This is a genomic window from Thioclava sp. JM3 (assembly GCF_002213185.1).
GTDB lineage: Bacteria > Pseudomonadota > Alphaproteobacteria > Rhodobacterales > Rhodobacteraceae > Thioclava > Thioclava nitratireducens.
On record NZ_NBOB01000007.1, the window covers coordinates 70,982 to 88,215 of the forward strand.

Genomic DNA, 17,234 nt, shown 5'->3' on the forward strand with positions numbered 1-17,234 from the left:
CTATTCTGCGGCGTGTAGCCGCCGGACCGGAGCGGGCGCAGGCTCTGTCTCGTCGCGGGCCTTCCGGCGCCGGGCCACAGCCTTCGCGCCGAAATTGTCGCGCCCGTAGGCGAAGGCGAATTGCAGCGCGAGCCCGCCGAAGATCAGAATGCTGTCCTGCCAGATCCCGCCCGGATGTACCTGCTTCACCGTCTGGCCCGCGATCGCCAGCACCGTGCCGAGCGCGAAGATCGGCAGCGAGTGGCGGCCCAGCATCCGGATCGGCTCCAGCACGCGCGCCTCGGCGATGCGCGGGACGATCCCCGGCAGCGACAGGATGTAGGCGAGCGCCAGCAGGTGCAACAGGCGCGGCAGCGACACGAATGTCTTGTCGAAGCCCGCGATGAAGAAGGGCACGTTCCACTGGCGCAACTGCCAGACCGCGTGGCCAAAATTCTTCAGCATCCAGTCGTTGTGAATCCACACGAAGGTCAGTGCCAGCCAGCCCGCCGCAAGCGCGATGATCCAGCCTTTCACAGGCACGAGCCGCTTGCCTTGGCGCAGCGAAAGGCCCGTCAGGATGCCGAGGCTGAACACCAGTTGCCACGCCAGCGGGTTGAAGAACCAGCCGCCTTCCATCGGGTAGTTCGGCAGGTTCAGCCGGAACAGCCCCGTCGCCGCCCAAAGCCCGACCGAGGTCGCCAGCAGCGCCAATTTGCTGCGCTGACCGATCCGGATCAGCGCGGGCGCCATCAAGAGAAGCGCCATATACATCGGCAGGATGTTCACATAGCCCAGCTGGTGACCCAGCGTCGCGATCCCGATCAGGAAGCCAAACTGGTCTGTGCCATAGATCTTCATCGCGTTCTTGGACAGCATCGCCTCGTTACCCCAGAACTGCACGGCGGCCGAGACGATGGCGATCGCCCAGACTGCAGTCAGGATATGCACGAGATAGAGGAGCCACGCCCGGCCCCAAAGTCGCGAGGTGCCTTCCCAGCTCAGCCCCTTGGCCAGTGCCGGACCGTAAGCCAGCGCGGCGGCAAGGCCGGACATGAAGACGAAACCCTCCGCCGCATCCGAGAAGCCCAGATTGCGGGAGGTGAAGTTCTCGTAGAGATTGCCCGGGATGTGATCGATATAGATCATCACCAGCGCGAGGCCGCGGAACAGGTCGATCCGCAGGTCGCGCCCGGGTTTCATCAGCGCGATATTACGCATGTGCGGGGCTCCGGTGAGGGGCGTCCGCGAAACCGGCGCGGTCGCCCTCGGGGGCCGGGAAAGCATTTTCCCAGCGGGTGAAGATCGCATCGTGCAGACGCAGGATGCGCGGCGTGTCGATCTCGCTAGGCACCAGCATCAGCTGCGAGGCCGAGGGTTGCGACGACCACGAAATCAGCCACGGCGCGGCGATCATCGGCAGACCGACCGGCAGCAGCCAGAACAGCAGGCCGGGCGCGAGCCACCACGTGACGGCGAGGCCCGCAGCACCGATGGCGACAATCCACCACGCCGCGTTGAACCCGTCGGCCACGCTCAGCCGTCCGTCGCCGCGGTTGTTGGTGGGCCAGCCTCCATCCGCACCGAACAGTACCTGAAAGACCGAACGCGTGGCGAAGGCCAGCAGCACCGGGGCCGTGAGCGAGGAGAAGAGCAGCTCGCTCAGCGTCGAGGCGAAGGCGAGGTTGCCGCCGCCGAAGCCGCGCGCCGTGCCGTTCATCGCGGCGCGCGCGGCGATCAGCAGTTTCGGCACCAGCAGCAGGCCGAAGATGCCGATGGCGAGGCCGATCGCCTTCGAGGCCTCCGACGGCGGGAAATAGGGGAAGGGCCAGTAGGGCTCGGGGAAGTAATCCGGCGGCGGCACGAACAGGGGCGCCGCGATCGAAGCCACGAGAAAGCCCAGCCAGAACAGCGGCGCGATATAGGCCATGATGCCCTGTGCAAAGACGAACCGCGACCAGCCACGCAGCCCCGGCGCGCCGATGATGCGCGCATGTTGCAGGTTGCCCTGACACCAGCGGCGGTCGCGCTTGGCGTGATCGACGATATTCTCCGGGCCTTCCTCGAACGAGCCCTCCAGATCGTCGTCGAGCCGCACGAGCCAGCCGTTGCGTGCCAGAAGCGCGGCTTCGACATAGTCGTGGCTCATCACATGCCCGCCGAAGGGCGGTTGCCCCCTCAGCGCGGGCAGGCCGCAGCTTTCGGCGAAAGCGCGCGTGCGCACGATGGCGTTGTGGCCCCAGAACGGGCCGGTCTTGCCCTGCAGCATCGCCAGGCCACGCGCGAAGACGGGCGAGAAGAAGCTGGCCGAGAATTGCATCGCCCGAGCGAAGCGTGAGCGACCCCGCACGACTTTCGGCAGGGTCTGCAGCAGGCCAAGGCGGGGCTCGGCCTCGATCCGACGGATCATCTGCAGGATCGTCTCGCCTTCCATCAGGCTGTCGGCATCGAGGATCAGCGCGAAATCATAGGCCGCGCCGGAGCGGGTGATGAAATCCTCGATATTGCCCGCCTTCTTTCCTGCGTTGTTGGTGCGGCGGCGATAGAAGAACCGGCCAAGCGCGTCGCGCTCTTCCACGAGATGGGCGAAGACCTGCAGTTCGCGATGGGCGATGTCGTCCTTGCGGGTGTCCGAGAGGATCGCGAAATGGACCTCCGCGTCGTCGTCGGTCGCGGCGAGCGAGGCATCCATCGCGGCCACGCGCGAGAAGGTGGAGACCGGGTCTTCGTTATAGACCGGCACCAGCACGACCGTGCGCCCTTGGATCCGCGCATGGGGGTCCACCCGCGGCGGTGGTTCTGCACGCGAGGTGAGGCCGATCAGTGCCTGCACAGCGCCCCAGGCGAGCCAGAGCGTCGAGATCAGGATCAGCAGCGCGCGCACCACGTCGAGCGTCTGCAGCCCATCGGCCTGCCCGAACTGGATGAACAGTACGAAGGCGCCGATGCCCGCAAGCGCTGCAAGCCCGAGCGCCAGAGCGCGCAGGCCGATCAGCAATGCGCCACGGGGGCGCGCTAGCGCGGACATGTCAGGTGCCTTCCCCGACCGGGCGGCGGGTCAGCATCCGGGCGAGCCGGGTACTCAGCCGAAGATCGGGTTCGATCTGTTGCGCAGGCATGGACATCGGGGCGACCGGCAGCGCGGCGGGCCCCTCAACGAGGTCTTCGGGGGACAGTCGGCGCAGGGCGCTCGGCTGGTCGGTCAGCGCCGGCACAGCCGGCAGCTTCAGGTGTGATTTCATGCTTTGGTCCACTGATAGAGCCAGGTCTCGGATAGGTTCCGTCCAAAACCGGCTAGTGTCGCAGAGAGTTCCACCGGCGCTTCGCCATCGGCGGAAATATCCAGAACGAGACGCCAGACATTGTCCTGCTCGACCTTCGACAGGGCTTGAGTCACGATCTTGCCCTTGTTCGCGTGGGTGACCGGCTTGATCTCGTCGACAGCCGATGCGGGGAGGCGCGAAATCTCTCCGCCTTTGAAATCAATGACGAATTTCCGGGTTCCCTTAGTGTTCTCGACGCCCGACACGCCGCCGGTTCCGGCCCATGTCTGGTTGACATAGGCGCGTTGATCGCTCGGATCGGGGGGAAGGTCGCCCCATTCGAGGCGATAGGCGAATTCCAGCGCATCGCCTGCTTTTGCCGGAGCTTCGGGCACCCAGAACGCGACGATATTGTCGTTCACCTCGAGTTTCGAGGGAATCTCGACCAGGCGAACCATGCCCTTGCCCCAGTCGCCCTGCGGCGTCACGCGGACCGAGGGGCGGCGCTCGTAACGGGCCGAAGCGTCCTGATAGTGATCGAACTCGCGCTCGCGCTGATAGAGCCCGAAGCTTTTCGGCGCGCTCTCCGCGAAATAGGAGGAGGCGAGCGTGTCGGGGTTCTGCAGCGGCCGCCATAGCTTGTCGCCATCGGCCTGCTCGATCGCCAGCCCGTCGCTGTCATGCACGCGCGGGCGGTAATCGTCGAAATCGTGCCGGTTGCGCGGTCCGTAGAGGAACATCGAGGTCAACGGCGCCACGCCGAGCTGCTGGATATCCTCGCGGATGAAGAGGCGTGCGGTCACGTCGACCGCGGTCGCCTCGCCGGGCGTGATGACGAATTTGTAGGCCCCCGTCAGCGAGGCCGAATGCATCTCTGCGAAGACGGTGATCGAGTTCGCGCCCGAGGTCGGCGTCTCGACCCAGAACTGAGTGAAGCGCGGGAATTCCTCGGCGACCGAGACGCCGGTATTCACCGCCAGTCCGCGCGCGGAGAGCCCGTAGGCCGAGCCGCGCCCGAGCGCGCGGAAATAGGATGCGCCCTGAAACGCGATCAACTCGTCCATGACATCGGGGCGGTTGATCGGCGTATTCAGCCGGAAGCCCGCGATGCCCGGCAGATCGGCATGTTCGGGAACGATCTTGCGCGCTTTGCTTTGATAGATGAAATCGTCGGTCGAGAAGGTCATCGGGCGCGCTTGCCCGTTCTCGACGCTGGAGAGATGCACCGGCTCCTTGAAGAGCCAGCCCAGATGGAAGGCCTGCAACTCGAAACGCGTGTCCTCGATATTCTCGAAGCGAGACTTGTCCGGGTCGAAGCGGATCATCCGGTAGCTGTCGTAATCCAGCTTGCTCAGGAAATCGGCCGAGCTGGTTTCCGGCGGGACAGCTTCGCCCTTGGCGGCTTTCTGCATCCGCGCCGCGAGATCGTCGAAGGAAAACGGCGATTGCTGCGGTGCGGCGGGAGCCGGGGCAGGGGCGGTCGAGGGCTCGGCCGGGGCGGCGCTATCTTGCGCGAGCGCATGGTTCGGCCAGCCTCCCGTCGCGCCGAGCGCGCCAAAAGCGGAACCGGCGGCGAGGAGCTGACGGCGGGAAAGGCGGGGCACTTGCACAGTGCGGGAATGAGACATCTGTTTCCCTGCGATTACAGTCGCTTCGCGCGGCCTCACAAGGGCCGTGCTGCAATTTGCATATCCACATGACTTGAAAAACTGCAAGAGGCGAAGCGAGGCCGCTGGGGCGGACAGGGCCGAGCCATGCGATTCTCGCATAACACCGCCCATCCATGCATCGAAAAGCGCAATTTCCCGCCGATTCCGCGACATTTTCGCCGCAGATTGCTGCGCCTGCAAAGGGCGCCGCGCGGGCGGGTCGCTGTCGCATTCGGGCGGCACCGGCACAATGCCTTGCGATTCTGGTCAGGAAACGTCTTCGTGAAGCTTGACAGCCATGTCCCCTGTGCGCAGGTAAAGTAAAGCTTGCGCGGGGGGAGAGTGCGGTCGCATCCATCGCCCCAAGGCCCGCCAGAGAACGGACCGGAGAGAAGATGTCGCCTGCCCTGATCGCCGCTTTGCCCTTCCTGGGCGCAGCCATGCCGTCGATCCTGATCCGCACCGGACGCACCAATGCCGCAGCGGTTTCAGCCCTGTTCACGGGGCTTGCGCTGCTTGGGTTGTTGCTCAACCTGCCGACCGTGATGGCGGGGGGTGTCGTCGAGACGAAGATCGACTGGCTGCCTTGGCTGGGCCTGAACGTGAATTTCTGGATCGACGGTCTGGGGATGCTCTTCGCGACACTGATCCTCGGGATCGGGTTGCTGATCATCCTCTACGCGCGGTTCTACCTGTCGAACAGGGATCCGGTTGGCCAGTTCTACACTTACCTGCTTCTGTTCCAGGGCGCGATGGTGGGGATCGTGCTGTCCGACAACATCCTGCTGCTGCTGATCTTCTGGGAGCTGACCTCGCTCAGCTCCTTCCTGCTCATCGGCTATTGGAAGCACCTGCCCGCGGGCCGTCAGGGCGCGCGCATGGCGCTGACCGTGACCGGCTTGGGCGGGCTCTCGATGATCGCGGGGATGCTGATCCTCGGAAATATCGCGGGCAGCTACGACATCTCCGAGATCCTGAAGCACAAGGACGCGATTCAGGCGAGCCCCTATTACATCCCGGCCCTGCTCCTGATCCTCGGCGGTGCGTTCACCAAATCCGCGCAATTTCCGTTCCATTTCTGGCTGCCGCACGCGATGGCCGCGCCGACGCCGGTCTCGGCCTATCTGCATTCTGCGACGATGGTGAAGGCGGGGCTGTTCCTGATGGCGCGGATGTGGCCGGTGCTCTCGGGCACGCCGGAATGGTTCTACATCGTGGCGAGCGTGGGCCTGATCACCATGCTGATCGCCGCCAAGATCGCGATCTTCAAACATGACATGAAGGCGTTGCTGGCTTTCTCGACCGTCTCGCATCTTGGCCTGATCACCTTCATGCTGGGGCTGGGGACCGAGGCCGGTGCGCTGGCCGCCGTCTTCCACATCATCAACCACGCAACCTTCAAGGCGGCGCTTTTCATGTCGGCGGGCATCGTCGATCACGAGGCGGGCACGCGCGACCTGACCCGCGTCTCGGGGCTGCGCAAGCTGATGCCGATCACCTTCGTGATCGCGACCATCGCCGCGCTGTCCATGGCCGGGATTCCGCTGTTCAACGGCTTCTTGTCGAAAGAGATGATGCTGGAAGCCGCCGCCCATACCAAATGGCTCGAAAATGTCTGGCTGATCCCGGTTCTGGCGACCGTCGCGGCGCTGTTCTCGGCCACCTATGCCTTCCGCTTCATCAGCCACGGCTTCTTCGGCCCGCCGCCGCAGGATCTGCCGAAGACCCCGCATGATCCGCCTTTCGGCATGTGGATCAGCCCTGCCTTCCTGTCCTTCCTCGTGATCGCGATCGGCCTGTTTCCGATGGCGGTGGCGGGCGGCTATGTCCAGATGGCGACCAATGCGGTCGTCGGTGGCGGCTATCACATGCACGAGCTGAAGATTTGGCATGGCGTCACGCCGGCGTTGATCATGTCGGCCATCGCTGTCGCCGGCGGTATCGCGTTGCTTGCTGCACATCGTCCCTTCCAGCGCCTCTGGGACACCACGCCGCGTCCCGAGGCCAAGGCGATGTTCGACTGGGTGATTGCGCGCGCGCAGGGTCTGGCGGGCTGGATCACGCAGGCGCTGCATAACGGTGCGATGGCGCGTTACCTGATGCTGTTCACGATCACCTCGGTCGGCGTCGGTCTTTACGCCTTCACGAGCGGCACGCTGGGCCCCCAGACGCGGGCGCTGACGCCGGTGAACGGAGCTGCGGTAACCTCGTGGCTGCTGTTGCTGACCGCGACGATGTGCATCGTCGCCTTCCATCACAACCGCATCCTCGCGCTGGTGCTGATCGGGATCGTCGGCCTGACCGTCTCGGTCTCCTTCATCTTCCTGTCCGCACCCGATCTCGCGCTGACGCAGATCTCGGTGGAGGTCGTGACGACGGTGCTGATGCTTCTGGCGCTGAACTTCCTGCCGAAGATTACCTCGATCGAGTCGAGCCGGATGAAGATCAGCTTCGATGTGGTGCTCTCGGTCGTGGCGGGCGTCGCGGTTTCGGGGCTGATCTACGCGCTGCTGACCCGCGATTTCGCCTTCCCGACGATGTCCGGCTACATGCTCGACAACAGCTATAATCTCGCGGGCGGGGATAACGTGGTGAACGTGATCCTCGTGGACTTCCGTGGCTACGATACCTTTGGCGAGATCACGGTGCTCGGCATCGCCGCGCTGGTGATCTTCGCGCTGACCGAGGCGCTGCTGCAGGGCGCCTCGTCGCGCAAGCTGATCGCATGGCGGCCCGACGTGCCGCGCGGCGGCGACAAGCACCCGCTGATGCTGCTGATCGTGACGCGGGTGATGATGCCGATCGCACTGGTCGTGGGCCTGTATATCTTCCTGCGCGGCCATAATGCGCCCGGTGGTGGCTTCATCGCCGGTCTGGTGATCGCGATCGCGCTGGTCACGCAATACATGGCCTCGGGCTTTGCGTGGACGCAGGCGCGCCAAAAGGTCTATTACCACGTGCTGATCGCGTCCGGCGTGCTGGTCGCAGGGATCACCGGGGCAGGGGCCTTCTTCAACGACATGCCCTTCCTGACCTCCGATTTCGGCTACGTGAAACTGCCCGGCCTAGACAAGTTCGAGCTGGCGACGGCGGCGGGCTTCGACCTTGGCGTCTTCCTTGGCGTCGTGGGCTCGGTGATGCTGGCGCTTGGCGGTTTGTCGCGCCTCGCACGCCGTGCCGCTATGGGTGAGGAAGGCGGCGAGGACGGTGCGCATATCGCCGCCGAGAAACCTGAAGCCCGCGTGCTCGCGCCACTCTCGGCCGGGCCATATCCACCCGACGCCAAAGTGCCCCGCCGCTGGTGGAAGACCGCCCGCGCCGCGCGCGAAGCCACCCAGCACGAACGTGACATCGTGCACGAGAACAAGAAGAACCACGGGGGCGATCACTGATGGAAGTGCTCGTTGCATCGGCCATCGGCGTGCTGACCGCCGCCGGCATCTACATGATCCTGCGTCTGCGCACCTTCCCCGTGGTGGTGGGCATGTCGCTGCTGTCCTACGCGGTGAACGTCTTCCTGTTCGCCACCGGTCGTCTGGTGATCAACCAGCCGCCGATCCTGCGCGAGGGCGTGACTTCCTATACCGACCCGATCCCGCAGGCGCTGGTGCTGACCGCGATCGTGATCTCCTTCGGGATGACGGCGGTGGTCGTTATGCTCGCGCTTGGCGCCTTCATCGAGGCGGGCAATGACCGCATCGACCTCGAGCAAGAGGAGGACGGCCGATGATGGAACATTGGATCATCGCGCCTGTCCTGATCCCGGCGATGCTTGCACCGCTGATCGTGCTGTGGATGCGCTACGATCTGGTCACACAGCGCGTGGCCTCGATCCTCGGCATGTCCGCACTGGTCGTGCTGGCGATCGTGCTCATGATCTCGGCTTCGATGAACCCGCCCGATGTCTACCGCCTCGGTAACTGGGAGCCGCCCTACGGCATCGTGCTGGTCCTCGACCGGCTGTCGGCGCTGATGCTGCTGCTGACCTCGATCCTCGGCCTCGTGATCGTGCTCTATGCGATAGGCTCGGGCTGGGACAAGCGCGGCTGGCATTTCCACTCGCTGATGCAGTTCCAGATGATGGGGATCAACGGTGCCTTCCTGACGGGCGACGCGTTCAACCTGTTCGTCTTCTTCGAGGTTCTGCTGATCGCCTCCTACGGTCTGATGATCCATGGAGGCGGGCGCGCGCGGCTGAAATCGGGCGTGCAATATGTCGTCTACAACCTCGCGGGCTCGACGCTGTTCCTGTTCGCGCTGGGTACGATCTACGCGACGGCGGGCACGCTCAACATGGCGGATCTCGCGGTGAAGGTCGCGCAGATGCCGGTCGATCAGACGGCGCTGATCAAGGTCGGCGCGGCGCTGCTGATGGTGGTCTTCGCGGTCAAGGCAGCGCTGGTGCCGCTGCAATTCTGGCTGCCCGCGACCTATACCAACGCGCCCGGCCCGGTGGCGGCGTTGTTCGCGATCATGACAAAGGTGGGCACCTACGCGATCGTTCGCGTCTACACGCTGATCTTTCCGATCACCGGCACCGCCGGCACGCTTGCGCATGACATCCTGCTGCCCGCCGCGTTCCTGACGCTGGCGATCGGGATGATCGGTATTTTCGGGGCGCGCGATCTGGGTCGCACGGTCGCCTATGCGGTGATCGGCTCGGTCGGTACGATGATGCTGGGCTTCGCGCAGTTCACCCAAGGGGCAACCTCCGCAGGTCTCTACTACATGGTTCACTCGACGTTGGTGGCCGCGGCGATGTTCCTGATTGCCGATCTCGTGCGTGAGCGGCGCGGCCGTTGGGGGCTCGGCTATACCGATGCGCCTCTGATGAAGAACCACGGGCTGATGGCCGGGATGTTCTTCGTGGGCGCGATCGCGATGGCGGGGATGCCGCCGCTGTCGGGCTTCCTCGGCAAGCTGATGATCCTCGACGCGACGCGCGGCCAATGGGCGCTCTGGGCCACGGTTCTCGTGACCTCGCTGATCGCCATCGTGGGCTATGCCCGGGCGGGTAGCCAGGTGTTCTGGCGTTCCTACGCCGTCGAGGCCGAGGAGGACGAGCTGCCGGCCGGGCCTAAGGATGCGAGCGCGCCGGGCCTCGCCTTCACCGCGACCGGTATCCTGCTGGCGGGCTCCGTGGCGCTGACCGTGCTGGCCGGACCTGCGAGCAACTGGCTGCAGGGCACCGCCGCGCAACTCTTCACGCCGTCGCAATATATCGACGCGGTTCTCGCGGGCGCCGAAGCACGCGCGCAGGAGGCGGCGAAGGTCGGCGCGCATGAGCATGGCCATATGGAAGTGAGCGAGGAGATGCAGGCGGAGGACGGGCATGGTGGCGACACCGGTGTCGCGGACCCGCACGCTGCCGACGGTCAACCGGCCGGTCAGAGCGACACCCACACCGAGACGGGGCAGGATGCCCCCGCCGCGGCGCATTGAGGGGAGCAAAGATATGATCCGCAAGATCCTTCCCCACCCCTACCTGACCGTCACGCTGGTGATGGTCTGGCTGATGCTGGCCAATAGCTACACGCTCAACTCGCTGGTCTTCGCGATCCTCGTGGGGCTCGTGATCCCGTGGATCACCGCACCCTACTGGCCCGCGCGCCCGAGTTTCGCGAAGCCGCTGAAGATCATCGAGTACATCTTCATCGTGATCTGGGATATCATCGTCGCGAATATCACGGTGGCGAAGATCGTCCTCTTCATGCCCAATTCCAAGCTGCACCCCGCCTGGGTCTCCGTGCCGCTCGACATTGTCACGCCCGAGGCGGTGACGGTGCTGGCGGGCACGATCACGATGACGCCCGGAACGCTGACGGCGGAACTGGCCGCCGACGGTCACTCGCTGCTGGTCCACGCGCTGCACGCGCCGGATGCCGATGAGGTGCGCGACGAGATCAAGTCCCGCTACGAGGCCCGCCTGAAGGAGATTTTCGAATGATCACCTATGCCCTGATCTTCGCCATCACCTGCTATTCGATGGCGCTTCTGTTCAACCTCTTCCGGGTCGTCAAGGCGCCCGGCGTGACCGACCGGGTTCTGGCGCTCGACACGATGGCGATCAACGCGATCGCGATGATCGTGCTCTTCGGCATCTGGGAGGGGACCGCGCTCTTCTTCGAGGCGTCGATCCTCTACGCGATGACGGGCTTCGTGGCGACGGTTTCCTTCGCCAAGTTCATCCTGCGCGGCGACATTATCGAGTGAGGGCGTGATGGAACTGTTCTGGGATATCCTGATTTCAGCGCTGCTCGTGATCGGTGGCATCTTTGGCCTCGTCGGCAGCTTCGGGCTGGTCAAACTGCCCGACCCGATGACCCGGCTACATGCGCCCACCAAGGCCGCGACGCTGGGCGTGGGCGCGATCCTGATCGCCTCGATGGTCTGGTTCGCGGTGAAGCAGGGCCACGTGACCCTGCACGAGCTGATGGTCACCATCTTCATCTTCCTGACGGCCCCGATCACGGCGCATTTCATCTCGAAGGCGAATATCTTCCGCGATTGGCCGCCCGAAAAACTGCCGAAACCCGCCGGCGAGGGCGACTGGGCGGTGCATACCGCCGATGCCGATACCTCGAAAGGCGAGCTGGCGGTCGAGCGGGAAAAGAACATCCCGCATGAGAACGACTGACTCCCTGACGCCGCGAAATGCTTTGACGTGGGCGTAAGCCGTGGCCGGCTGATCTCCGGAGGAGATTTCGGGAGACTTTTGCGATGCGGATGCGACTGATGCTGTCCCATCTGTCGATCTGGGTGATGATCGCAGTCGTCGCTGCGGCGCTCTACTGGACCGCGCAGGGACCGTGGTGGCTCTGGGCGGTCGCGCTGCTCGGCATCCCGGCGCAGATGCTCAACGAATACGGGCTTCATCGCTACATCTTCCACATGACGCCCCCGAAACGGCAATGGGCCTTCAACTGGCTCTACCGGGTGCATTACGGACACCACGAATTCCCGACCTGTTGGCCGCTTCTGTTTGCGCCGCTCTCGGTGATCGTGCCGGTGCTCGTGGGCAATACCGCGCTTCTCTGGGCGGTGCTGGCGCTGATCGGCGCGCCCCATGCGTTCGACATCGCCGTGGCCGTCGTGCCGCTGGGTGGAGCCGCCACCTTCCTCGCTTATGAATGGTTCCACACCACCGCTCATGTGACGGTGAAGAAGACCGCGATCGAGCGGCATGTCTCGACGCTGCACAACCAGCACCATTTCCGCGACTTCTCGAAATGGTTCCACGTCACGGCAGGGGGCGAGGTGATCGACCGGCTGATGGGTACCGCGATTTCGCGCGATCAGCTCAAGACCCAAAGCCGCGTCGAGTTCATCCGGACCCTCGGCCTGCGCCCCGACGACCCGCGCCTGATCGCGGCACGGGAGAAATTCGCGCCGCGCTTCGGGATCACCGAGGCCGAAGTCTCGCGGGCGGGTCATGTCGGAGGGGGCGCTGCCCCCGCGCGCTGACGCGCGCCCCCCGGGATATTTGGACAAGCCCGAAAAAGCGCGCGGTCTGCCTCTTCGGGCTTGCTGAAATATCCCGGGGGAGGCCGCAAGCCGGGGGCGGCGCCCCTTACAGGTTGTCAGTCACGCGGAAGCCTTCGGGGATCGTGTCGCGCCCTTCCAGCACCAGATCGACCATCACCTCGGCCACTTTCGGCGCCATGCCGAAGCCGATCTTGAAGCCGCCATTGGCGATGAAATGGCCCGGACGGTCGGGCCAGTCACCCAGCATCGGCGCGCGCGATTTGGCGCGCGGGCGCACCCCGGCCCAACGGTCGATCACCGGGGCCTCGGCGAGGGGCGGGCAAAGCGCGCGGGCTTTCTCGATCAGCGCGTCGAGCTGCGCATCGGTCGTGTCTGGGGCGGCGAATTCGCGCTCGGAGGTCGACCCGATCGCGACCGTTCCATCGGAATGCGGGATGATGTGGAGGCTTTCCGCGAAAAGCTGAGGCACGTCGCCAGCCGCGTATCTCAAGAGCGCCGATTGGCCCTTCACGCCGCTGCCGATGGTCTTGCCGACCACCGCGTTCAGCTCGGCCAGACCTTCGGCGCCGGTCGCGTGGATGACCGGACCAACCTCGTCGGCCTCGCCGATCACGATCTCCGCACCCATCGCTTCGAGCGCCGCGACCAGCGCGGCCCCGGCGGCGCGCGGATTGGCGCGCGCCGTGAGCGTGTCATGGATCACGAGCCCGGTGGGCGAGGGGGGCGCGAAGGCGCCGAACTCCGCAGTCTCGGCCACGCGCCATGTGGCGAAGCCCTGCCACAGCTCGGCCGCCCCCGCCGCGCGGTCCCTGGCGCGTGCGATCTGCGCCTCATCCGCGAGCGGCTGCAGCCGCCCGAGACGCGCATAGCCCGGATCGCCGCCACCGATGCGTTGCACCTCGCCCCAGAAATCCTCGGCCATTCGGAGACTCTCGAATTGAAACTGTTTCTTGGGGTTCCAGTTCTCCGGCACATGCGGGGCGAGCGCGCCGACATGGCCACCCGAGCTGCCCGCGCCGATGCGGCTGCGTTCGATGAGCCGCACCTTCGCGCCGCGCTTCGCCGCGACGAAGGCGATCGCGAGGCCGAAGATGCCGCCGCCGCGCACGGTTATGTCGTGTCTGCCGCTTGTCATTTCGCGCCTCCTGCTTCAAGGCTGGGCCGGAGACTGTGGACTATCCCCGATGAACGCCCCTGACCAGAGCAAAGCCGATCTCGATTGGCGCGATGACCTTGTGCCGGTCTCGCGACGGTTCGACGATCCCTATTTCAGCCTTGCAGGCGGTCTGGCCGAGACGCGGCATGTGTTTCTGGCGGGCAATGACCTGCCCGCGCGGCTGCGTCCTGGCTTTCACGTGGCCGAGCTGGGCTTCGGCACGGGGCTGAACCTGCTTGCGTTGCGGCTGGCCTGTCCCGAGGACTGCCCGATCCGCTTCACCTCCTTTGAGGCCTATCCGATGGAGGCGGACGAGATCGCACGGGCGCTGGACGCATTTCCGGAGACCGCGCCCGTCGCCGGTCCTTATTTGGACGCCTGGGCTGCAGGGCAGCGTCAGTTTCAACTCGGTCCGGTGGCGGTGGAGATCATCGAGGGTGATGCGCGCACGGCGCTTCCCGCTTGGGACGGCGCTGCCGATGCGTGGTTCCTCGACGGGTTCTCGCCCGCGAAAAACCCCGAGCTTTGGGGCGAGGGTCTGATGGCCGAGGTCGGCGCGCATACGGTGCCGGGCGGCACATTCGCGACCTATACGGCGGCGGGCTTCGTGCGCCGCGCGCTCGAGGCCGCCGGTTTCGAGGTCAGACGTGGCCCGGGTTTCGGGCGCAAACGCCATATGTCGCGCGGGGTGAGACATGGTTGAACAATCGACCCGCCGCGGCATTGCGCTGATGGTCGCGGTGACCTTCATCTTCGCGATCCAGGACGGCATCTCGCGCCACCTGGCCGAGACCTACAACGTCTACATGGCGCTGATGGTGCGGTTCTGGTTCTTCGCCGCCTTCGTGCTTGCGATCGCGGCGCGCAGCCCGGGCGGGATCAAGCGGGCGACGCGCTCGGGCCGGCCTTGGGCGCAGGTCTTCCGCTCGGTCGTCCTGATCACCGAGGTGATCGTGATGGTGCAGGCCTTCGTCTATCTCGGGCTCGTCCATTCTCATGCGGTATTCGCCTGCTACCCGCTTCTGGTCGCGGGTCTCTCCGGGCCGGTGCTGGGCGAGAAGGTCGGCTGGCGGCGCGTGGCGGCGATCGGCGTGGGCTTCATCGGGGTGCTAATCATCCTCAAGCCCGGTTTCGGTGTTTTCTCCCCCTATGCGCTGATCCCGCTGGCGGCGGCGACACTGTTCGCGCTCTACTCGCTGATGACGCGCTACGTGGGTCGGGTCGATCCGGCTTCGGTCTCTTTCTTCTACACCGGTGTGATCGGCGCCGTGGTAATCACCGTGGTGGGCATATGGCATTGGGAAAACATGATCCCATCCGATTGGGCGTGGATGATCGTGCTGTGCTTCACCGCCGCGACCGGGCATTTCCTGCTGATCAAGGCCTATGAGGTGGCCGAGGCCTCCGCGATCCAGCCCTTCGCCTATCTCCAGCTGGTCTTCGCCTCGACCCTGGGTGTCGTCGTCTTCGGCGAGGCGCTGGAATGGAACGTGGTGATCGGGGCTGGGGTCGTGGTCAGCGCGGGGCTCTTCACCCTCTGGCGCGCGCGGGTGGCCCAAGAGGCTTAACCGCCTCTTTCGCTTCGGTTCAAATATCCCGGGTGAGGCCGTGAGGCCGAGGGGAAGTGCGCCTCAATCTTTCACGTCGCCGCGCAGGACGTCGGTGAATTTCACCTCCTCCTTGCCCAGTCGAGCGCGGTAGGGTGGGATCGCTTCGGAGACGCGCATGACGTAGTTGCGGGTCTCGGTGAAGGGGATCATCTCGACCCAGTCGATCACGTCGACAGTCCCAACGCGGGGGTCGCCGCGATCCTCTATCCAGCTTCGCGGGCGGCCCGGACCGGCATTGTAGCCCGAGGCGACAAGCACCGAGGATGCGCCGAACTCGTCACGCAGTTCCGCGAGATAGGCGCCGCCCAACCTGAGGTTGTAGGTCGCATCCGTCGTCAGCCGCGCCTTCTCGTAGGGCAGGCCGGTTTTCTCCGCCATCATCTTCGCGGTGCCGGGCATCAGCTGCATCAGGCCCTGCGCGCCGACCGGAGAGCCGACGCCGACCGCGAACTGGCTTTCACGGCGGGCGACGGCGAGGACCAGTTCCTCCGGCACGCCCAGGTCATGGCTCGTCAGGCCCGGGATCGGCCAGAGCGCCTGCGCGATGATCTCGCCCTTCAGTGCGGCACGTTTGCCGATGATCAGCGCGAGATAGGTGTCATCCTCTTCCAACGCGTATTGGGTCAGGGCGCCGAAATTGCCCGGGCCGAGGCTCTCCTCGAGGTGCAGCACGAAGCGCGCGCCCAGCTCGTTTTCGCCCGCCTCGTAAAGCAGTTGCGCGGCCTTGAAGACGGAAGAATGGCGCAGCTTGTAGCGTCGCCAGTCGGGCAGGTCGGGGCCCTTGGCGAAATTCGCTGGCAAGGGCAGGTTCAGCCGCTCGGCCGACAGGAGCCCGTAATAGGCGTCCTGATTTTCCGCGCCTTTGCGCCATGCGGCCTTGGCTTCGTCGCTGCGGCCCAGAACCTCGAGCGCGCGGCCTTGCCAATACCACGCGCGCGACGACGAGATCGGCCCGTCCACCGCTTTCTCGAGATTGTGAAAATGGTCGAGCGCCGTGTCGGCACGGCCCAGTTTCAAGGCGGCATAGCCCGCCACCCATTCGAGATCGGCGTAATCTGCCCCGCCCGGTTCCAAGTGGTGCGAGGAAGCCAGATCATAGGCGCGCTGGGTATTGCCCGCGCGCAGGTCCCAGCGCGACTGATAGCCGCGCAGCGTGGCCCAAAGGTCGGGATCTTCCAGATCGGTCGCGGATTTCGACCGCTCGAGGATCAGCTCTGCCGCGCCGTCTTCCAGCCCGGCGCGCCAGCGCCACATCGCGCGGTCGCGGGCAAGCCCTGCGGACCGCTCGACCATGTAGCCGGGGACGGCGGCCACGAGATCGTCCACGCCCTGCTCGCGCGCCTGCAGGGCGATCCGCGCCTCGGCGACGGCCTTGGTGCCGGGCGTGACCAGATCGATCATCCGGCGCGCATCCGACAGGTGACCGCGATCGAGCATGTTCTGCATCCGCCCGCCATGATCGGCGGAGATAAGCGAGGGATAGTCGGCCAGAAACTTCGCCTGCTCGTCTGCCTCCATTGGCAGTTGGCGCCAGGCGGTCTTGGCGACCTCGGCCGCCTGCGCCTTCTGCCCCAGGGCGAGATGCGCACCAATCAACGCCAGCGCGCCGGTGCCGGTCTGCGGAGGGCCGAGCTTGAAATAGGCGATCACCTCGCGCGGCGGGATGCCGTCGAGCTTGGCCTCGCCTTTCTCGCGCAGCCACGGCATGCCGGGCCAATCGGCGCGACGTGTGGCGAAATCGAGGTAGTCGGCGAAGTCGCCCTCGCCATCGCGCAGGCGCTTCCACTCGATGACATCGAAGCCGAGGGGGCCCACGCGACGCGCGAGATTTTCGGCCTCGTCCCAATCGCCGGAATTGGCCGCCGCGAAGGCATCGGACAGCGCGGAACTCGCAGCGCGAAGCGCGGCCGGCGAGAGCGCGAAACTCGAAGCCGCAAGCGCGGCGAGGAACTGGCGTCGGATCATCATGGCTGCTCGTGGTCGCGGGTTTGTCCCTTTGCTACGGGCCTCTCACAGATGGGGATGAATCACAAGTTGGCAACAGCCGCGCAACCGCCTATAACCCGGCCGATTTCCGCCGGGACGACTCAAC

Annotated in this window: 15 protein-coding genes; 9 read left to right on the top strand and 6 right to left on the bottom strand. The window is 65.4% G+C overall.

The window, feature by feature from the left end:
- The 4 genes from B6V73_RS14270 to B6V73_RS14285 are packed head-to-tail and all read right to left on the bottom strand — an operon-like array spanning position 1 to position 4,870.
- A complete protein-coding gene (locus tag B6V73_RS14270) occupies positions 1–1,200 on the bottom strand; it encodes an OpgC domain-containing protein (protein WP_168174906.1) in 1,200 nt (399 codons plus the stop codon).
- Complete coding sequence (gene mdoH / locus B6V73_RS14275) at positions 1,193–3,007, bottom strand: glucans biosynthesis glucosyltransferase MdoH (protein ID WP_088725572.1); 1,815 nt, start codon at positions 3,005–3,007, stop codon at positions 1,193–1,195. The genes B6V73_RS14270 and mdoH overlap by 8 nt, the downstream gene beginning before the upstream one ends.
- Position 3,008: 1 nt before the next feature.
- On the bottom strand, positions 3,009–3,221 hold the full coding sequence (locus B6V73_RS14280; protein ID WP_088725573.1) for a hypothetical protein: 213 nt from the start codon (positions 3,219–3,221) through the stop codon (positions 3,009–3,011).
- Positions 3,218–4,870 (bottom strand): glucan biosynthesis protein G, encoded by a 1,653-nt coding sequence (locus B6V73_RS14285; protein WP_088725574.1) that lies wholly within the window; start codon positions 4,868–4,870, stop codon positions 3,218–3,220. Before B6V73_RS14285 ends, B6V73_RS14280 begins: the two co-directional genes overlap by 4 nt.
- Before the next feature lie 416 nt (positions 4,871–5,286).
- On the opposite strand from B6V73_RS14285, the gene B6V73_RS14290 reads away from it, so the two are divergent.
- The 7 genes from B6V73_RS14290 to B6V73_RS14320 all read left to right on the top strand — a co-directional run bounded on the left by B6V73_RS14290 (position 5,287) and on the right by B6V73_RS14320 (position 12,355).
- Positions 5,287–8,283, top strand: coding sequence for a monovalent cation/H+ antiporter subunit A (locus tag B6V73_RS14290; protein WP_088725575.1), 2,997 nt, complete (start codon positions 5,287–5,289; stop codon positions 8,281–8,283).
- On the top strand, positions 8,283–8,621 hold the full coding sequence (locus B6V73_RS14295; RefSeq protein WP_075775819.1) for a Na+/H+ antiporter subunit C: 339 nt from the start codon (positions 8,283–8,285) through the stop codon (positions 8,619–8,621). Before B6V73_RS14290 ends, B6V73_RS14295 begins: the two co-directional genes overlap by 1 nt.
- Positions 8,621–10,333, top strand: coding sequence for a monovalent cation/H+ antiporter subunit D (locus B6V73_RS14300; protein ID WP_088725654.1), 1,713 nt, complete (start codon positions 8,621–8,623; stop codon positions 10,331–10,333). Before B6V73_RS14295 ends, B6V73_RS14300 begins: the two co-directional genes overlap by 1 nt.
- A 13-nt stretch (positions 10,334–10,346) precedes the next feature.
- Complete coding sequence (locus B6V73_RS14305) at positions 10,347–10,838, top strand: Na+/H+ antiporter subunit E (protein ID WP_075776007.1); 492 nt, start codon at positions 10,347–10,349, stop codon at positions 10,836–10,838.
- A complete protein-coding gene (locus B6V73_RS14310; RefSeq protein ID WP_088725576.1) occupies positions 10,835–11,104 on the top strand; it encodes a K+/H+ antiporter subunit F in 270 nt (89 codons plus the stop codon). Before B6V73_RS14305 ends, B6V73_RS14310 begins: the two co-directional genes overlap by 4 nt.
- Before the next feature lie 7 nt (positions 11,105–11,111).
- Positions 11,112–11,528, top strand: coding sequence for a Na+/H+ antiporter subunit G (locus B6V73_RS14315; RefSeq protein ID WP_075775822.1), 417 nt, complete (start codon positions 11,112–11,114; stop codon positions 11,526–11,528).
- Positions 11,529–11,626: 98 nt separating this feature from the next.
- Positions 11,627–12,355, top strand: coding sequence for a sterol desaturase family protein (locus B6V73_RS14320; RefSeq protein WP_240496990.1), 729 nt, complete (start codon positions 11,627–11,629; stop codon positions 12,353–12,355).
- Between the two features lie 106 nt (positions 12,356–12,461).
- Here B6V73_RS14320 and B6V73_RS14325 read toward each other — a convergent pair whose 3' ends face one another.
- Entirely contained in the window at positions 12,462–13,511 is a 1,050-nt protein-coding gene (locus B6V73_RS14325; protein ID WP_088725577.1) for an FAD-binding oxidoreductase, read from the bottom strand.
- Between the two features lie 49 nt (positions 13,512–13,560).
- On the opposite strand from B6V73_RS14325, the gene mnmD reads away from it, so the two are divergent.
- Together mnmD and B6V73_RS14335 are read left to right on the top strand one after the other, a co-directional pair.
- A complete protein-coding gene (gene mnmD / locus B6V73_RS14330) occupies positions 13,561–14,235 on the top strand; it encodes a tRNA (5-methylaminomethyl-2-thiouridine)(34)-methyltransferase MnmD (RefSeq protein WP_088725578.1) in 675 nt (224 codons plus the stop codon).
- On the top strand, positions 14,228–15,100 hold the full coding sequence (locus B6V73_RS14335) for a DMT family transporter (RefSeq protein WP_088725579.1): 873 nt from the start codon (positions 14,228–14,230) through the stop codon (positions 15,098–15,100). Before mnmD ends, B6V73_RS14335 begins: the two co-directional genes overlap by 8 nt.
- Positions 15,101–15,163: 63 nt before the next feature.
- On the opposite strand, the gene B6V73_RS14340 is transcribed toward B6V73_RS14335, so the two are convergent.
- On the bottom strand, positions 15,164–17,110 hold the full coding sequence (locus B6V73_RS14340; RefSeq protein WP_088725580.1) for a lytic transglycosylase domain-containing protein: 1,947 nt from the start codon (positions 17,108–17,110) through the stop codon (positions 15,164–15,166).
- Between the last annotated feature and the right edge of the window lie 124 nt (positions 17,111–17,234).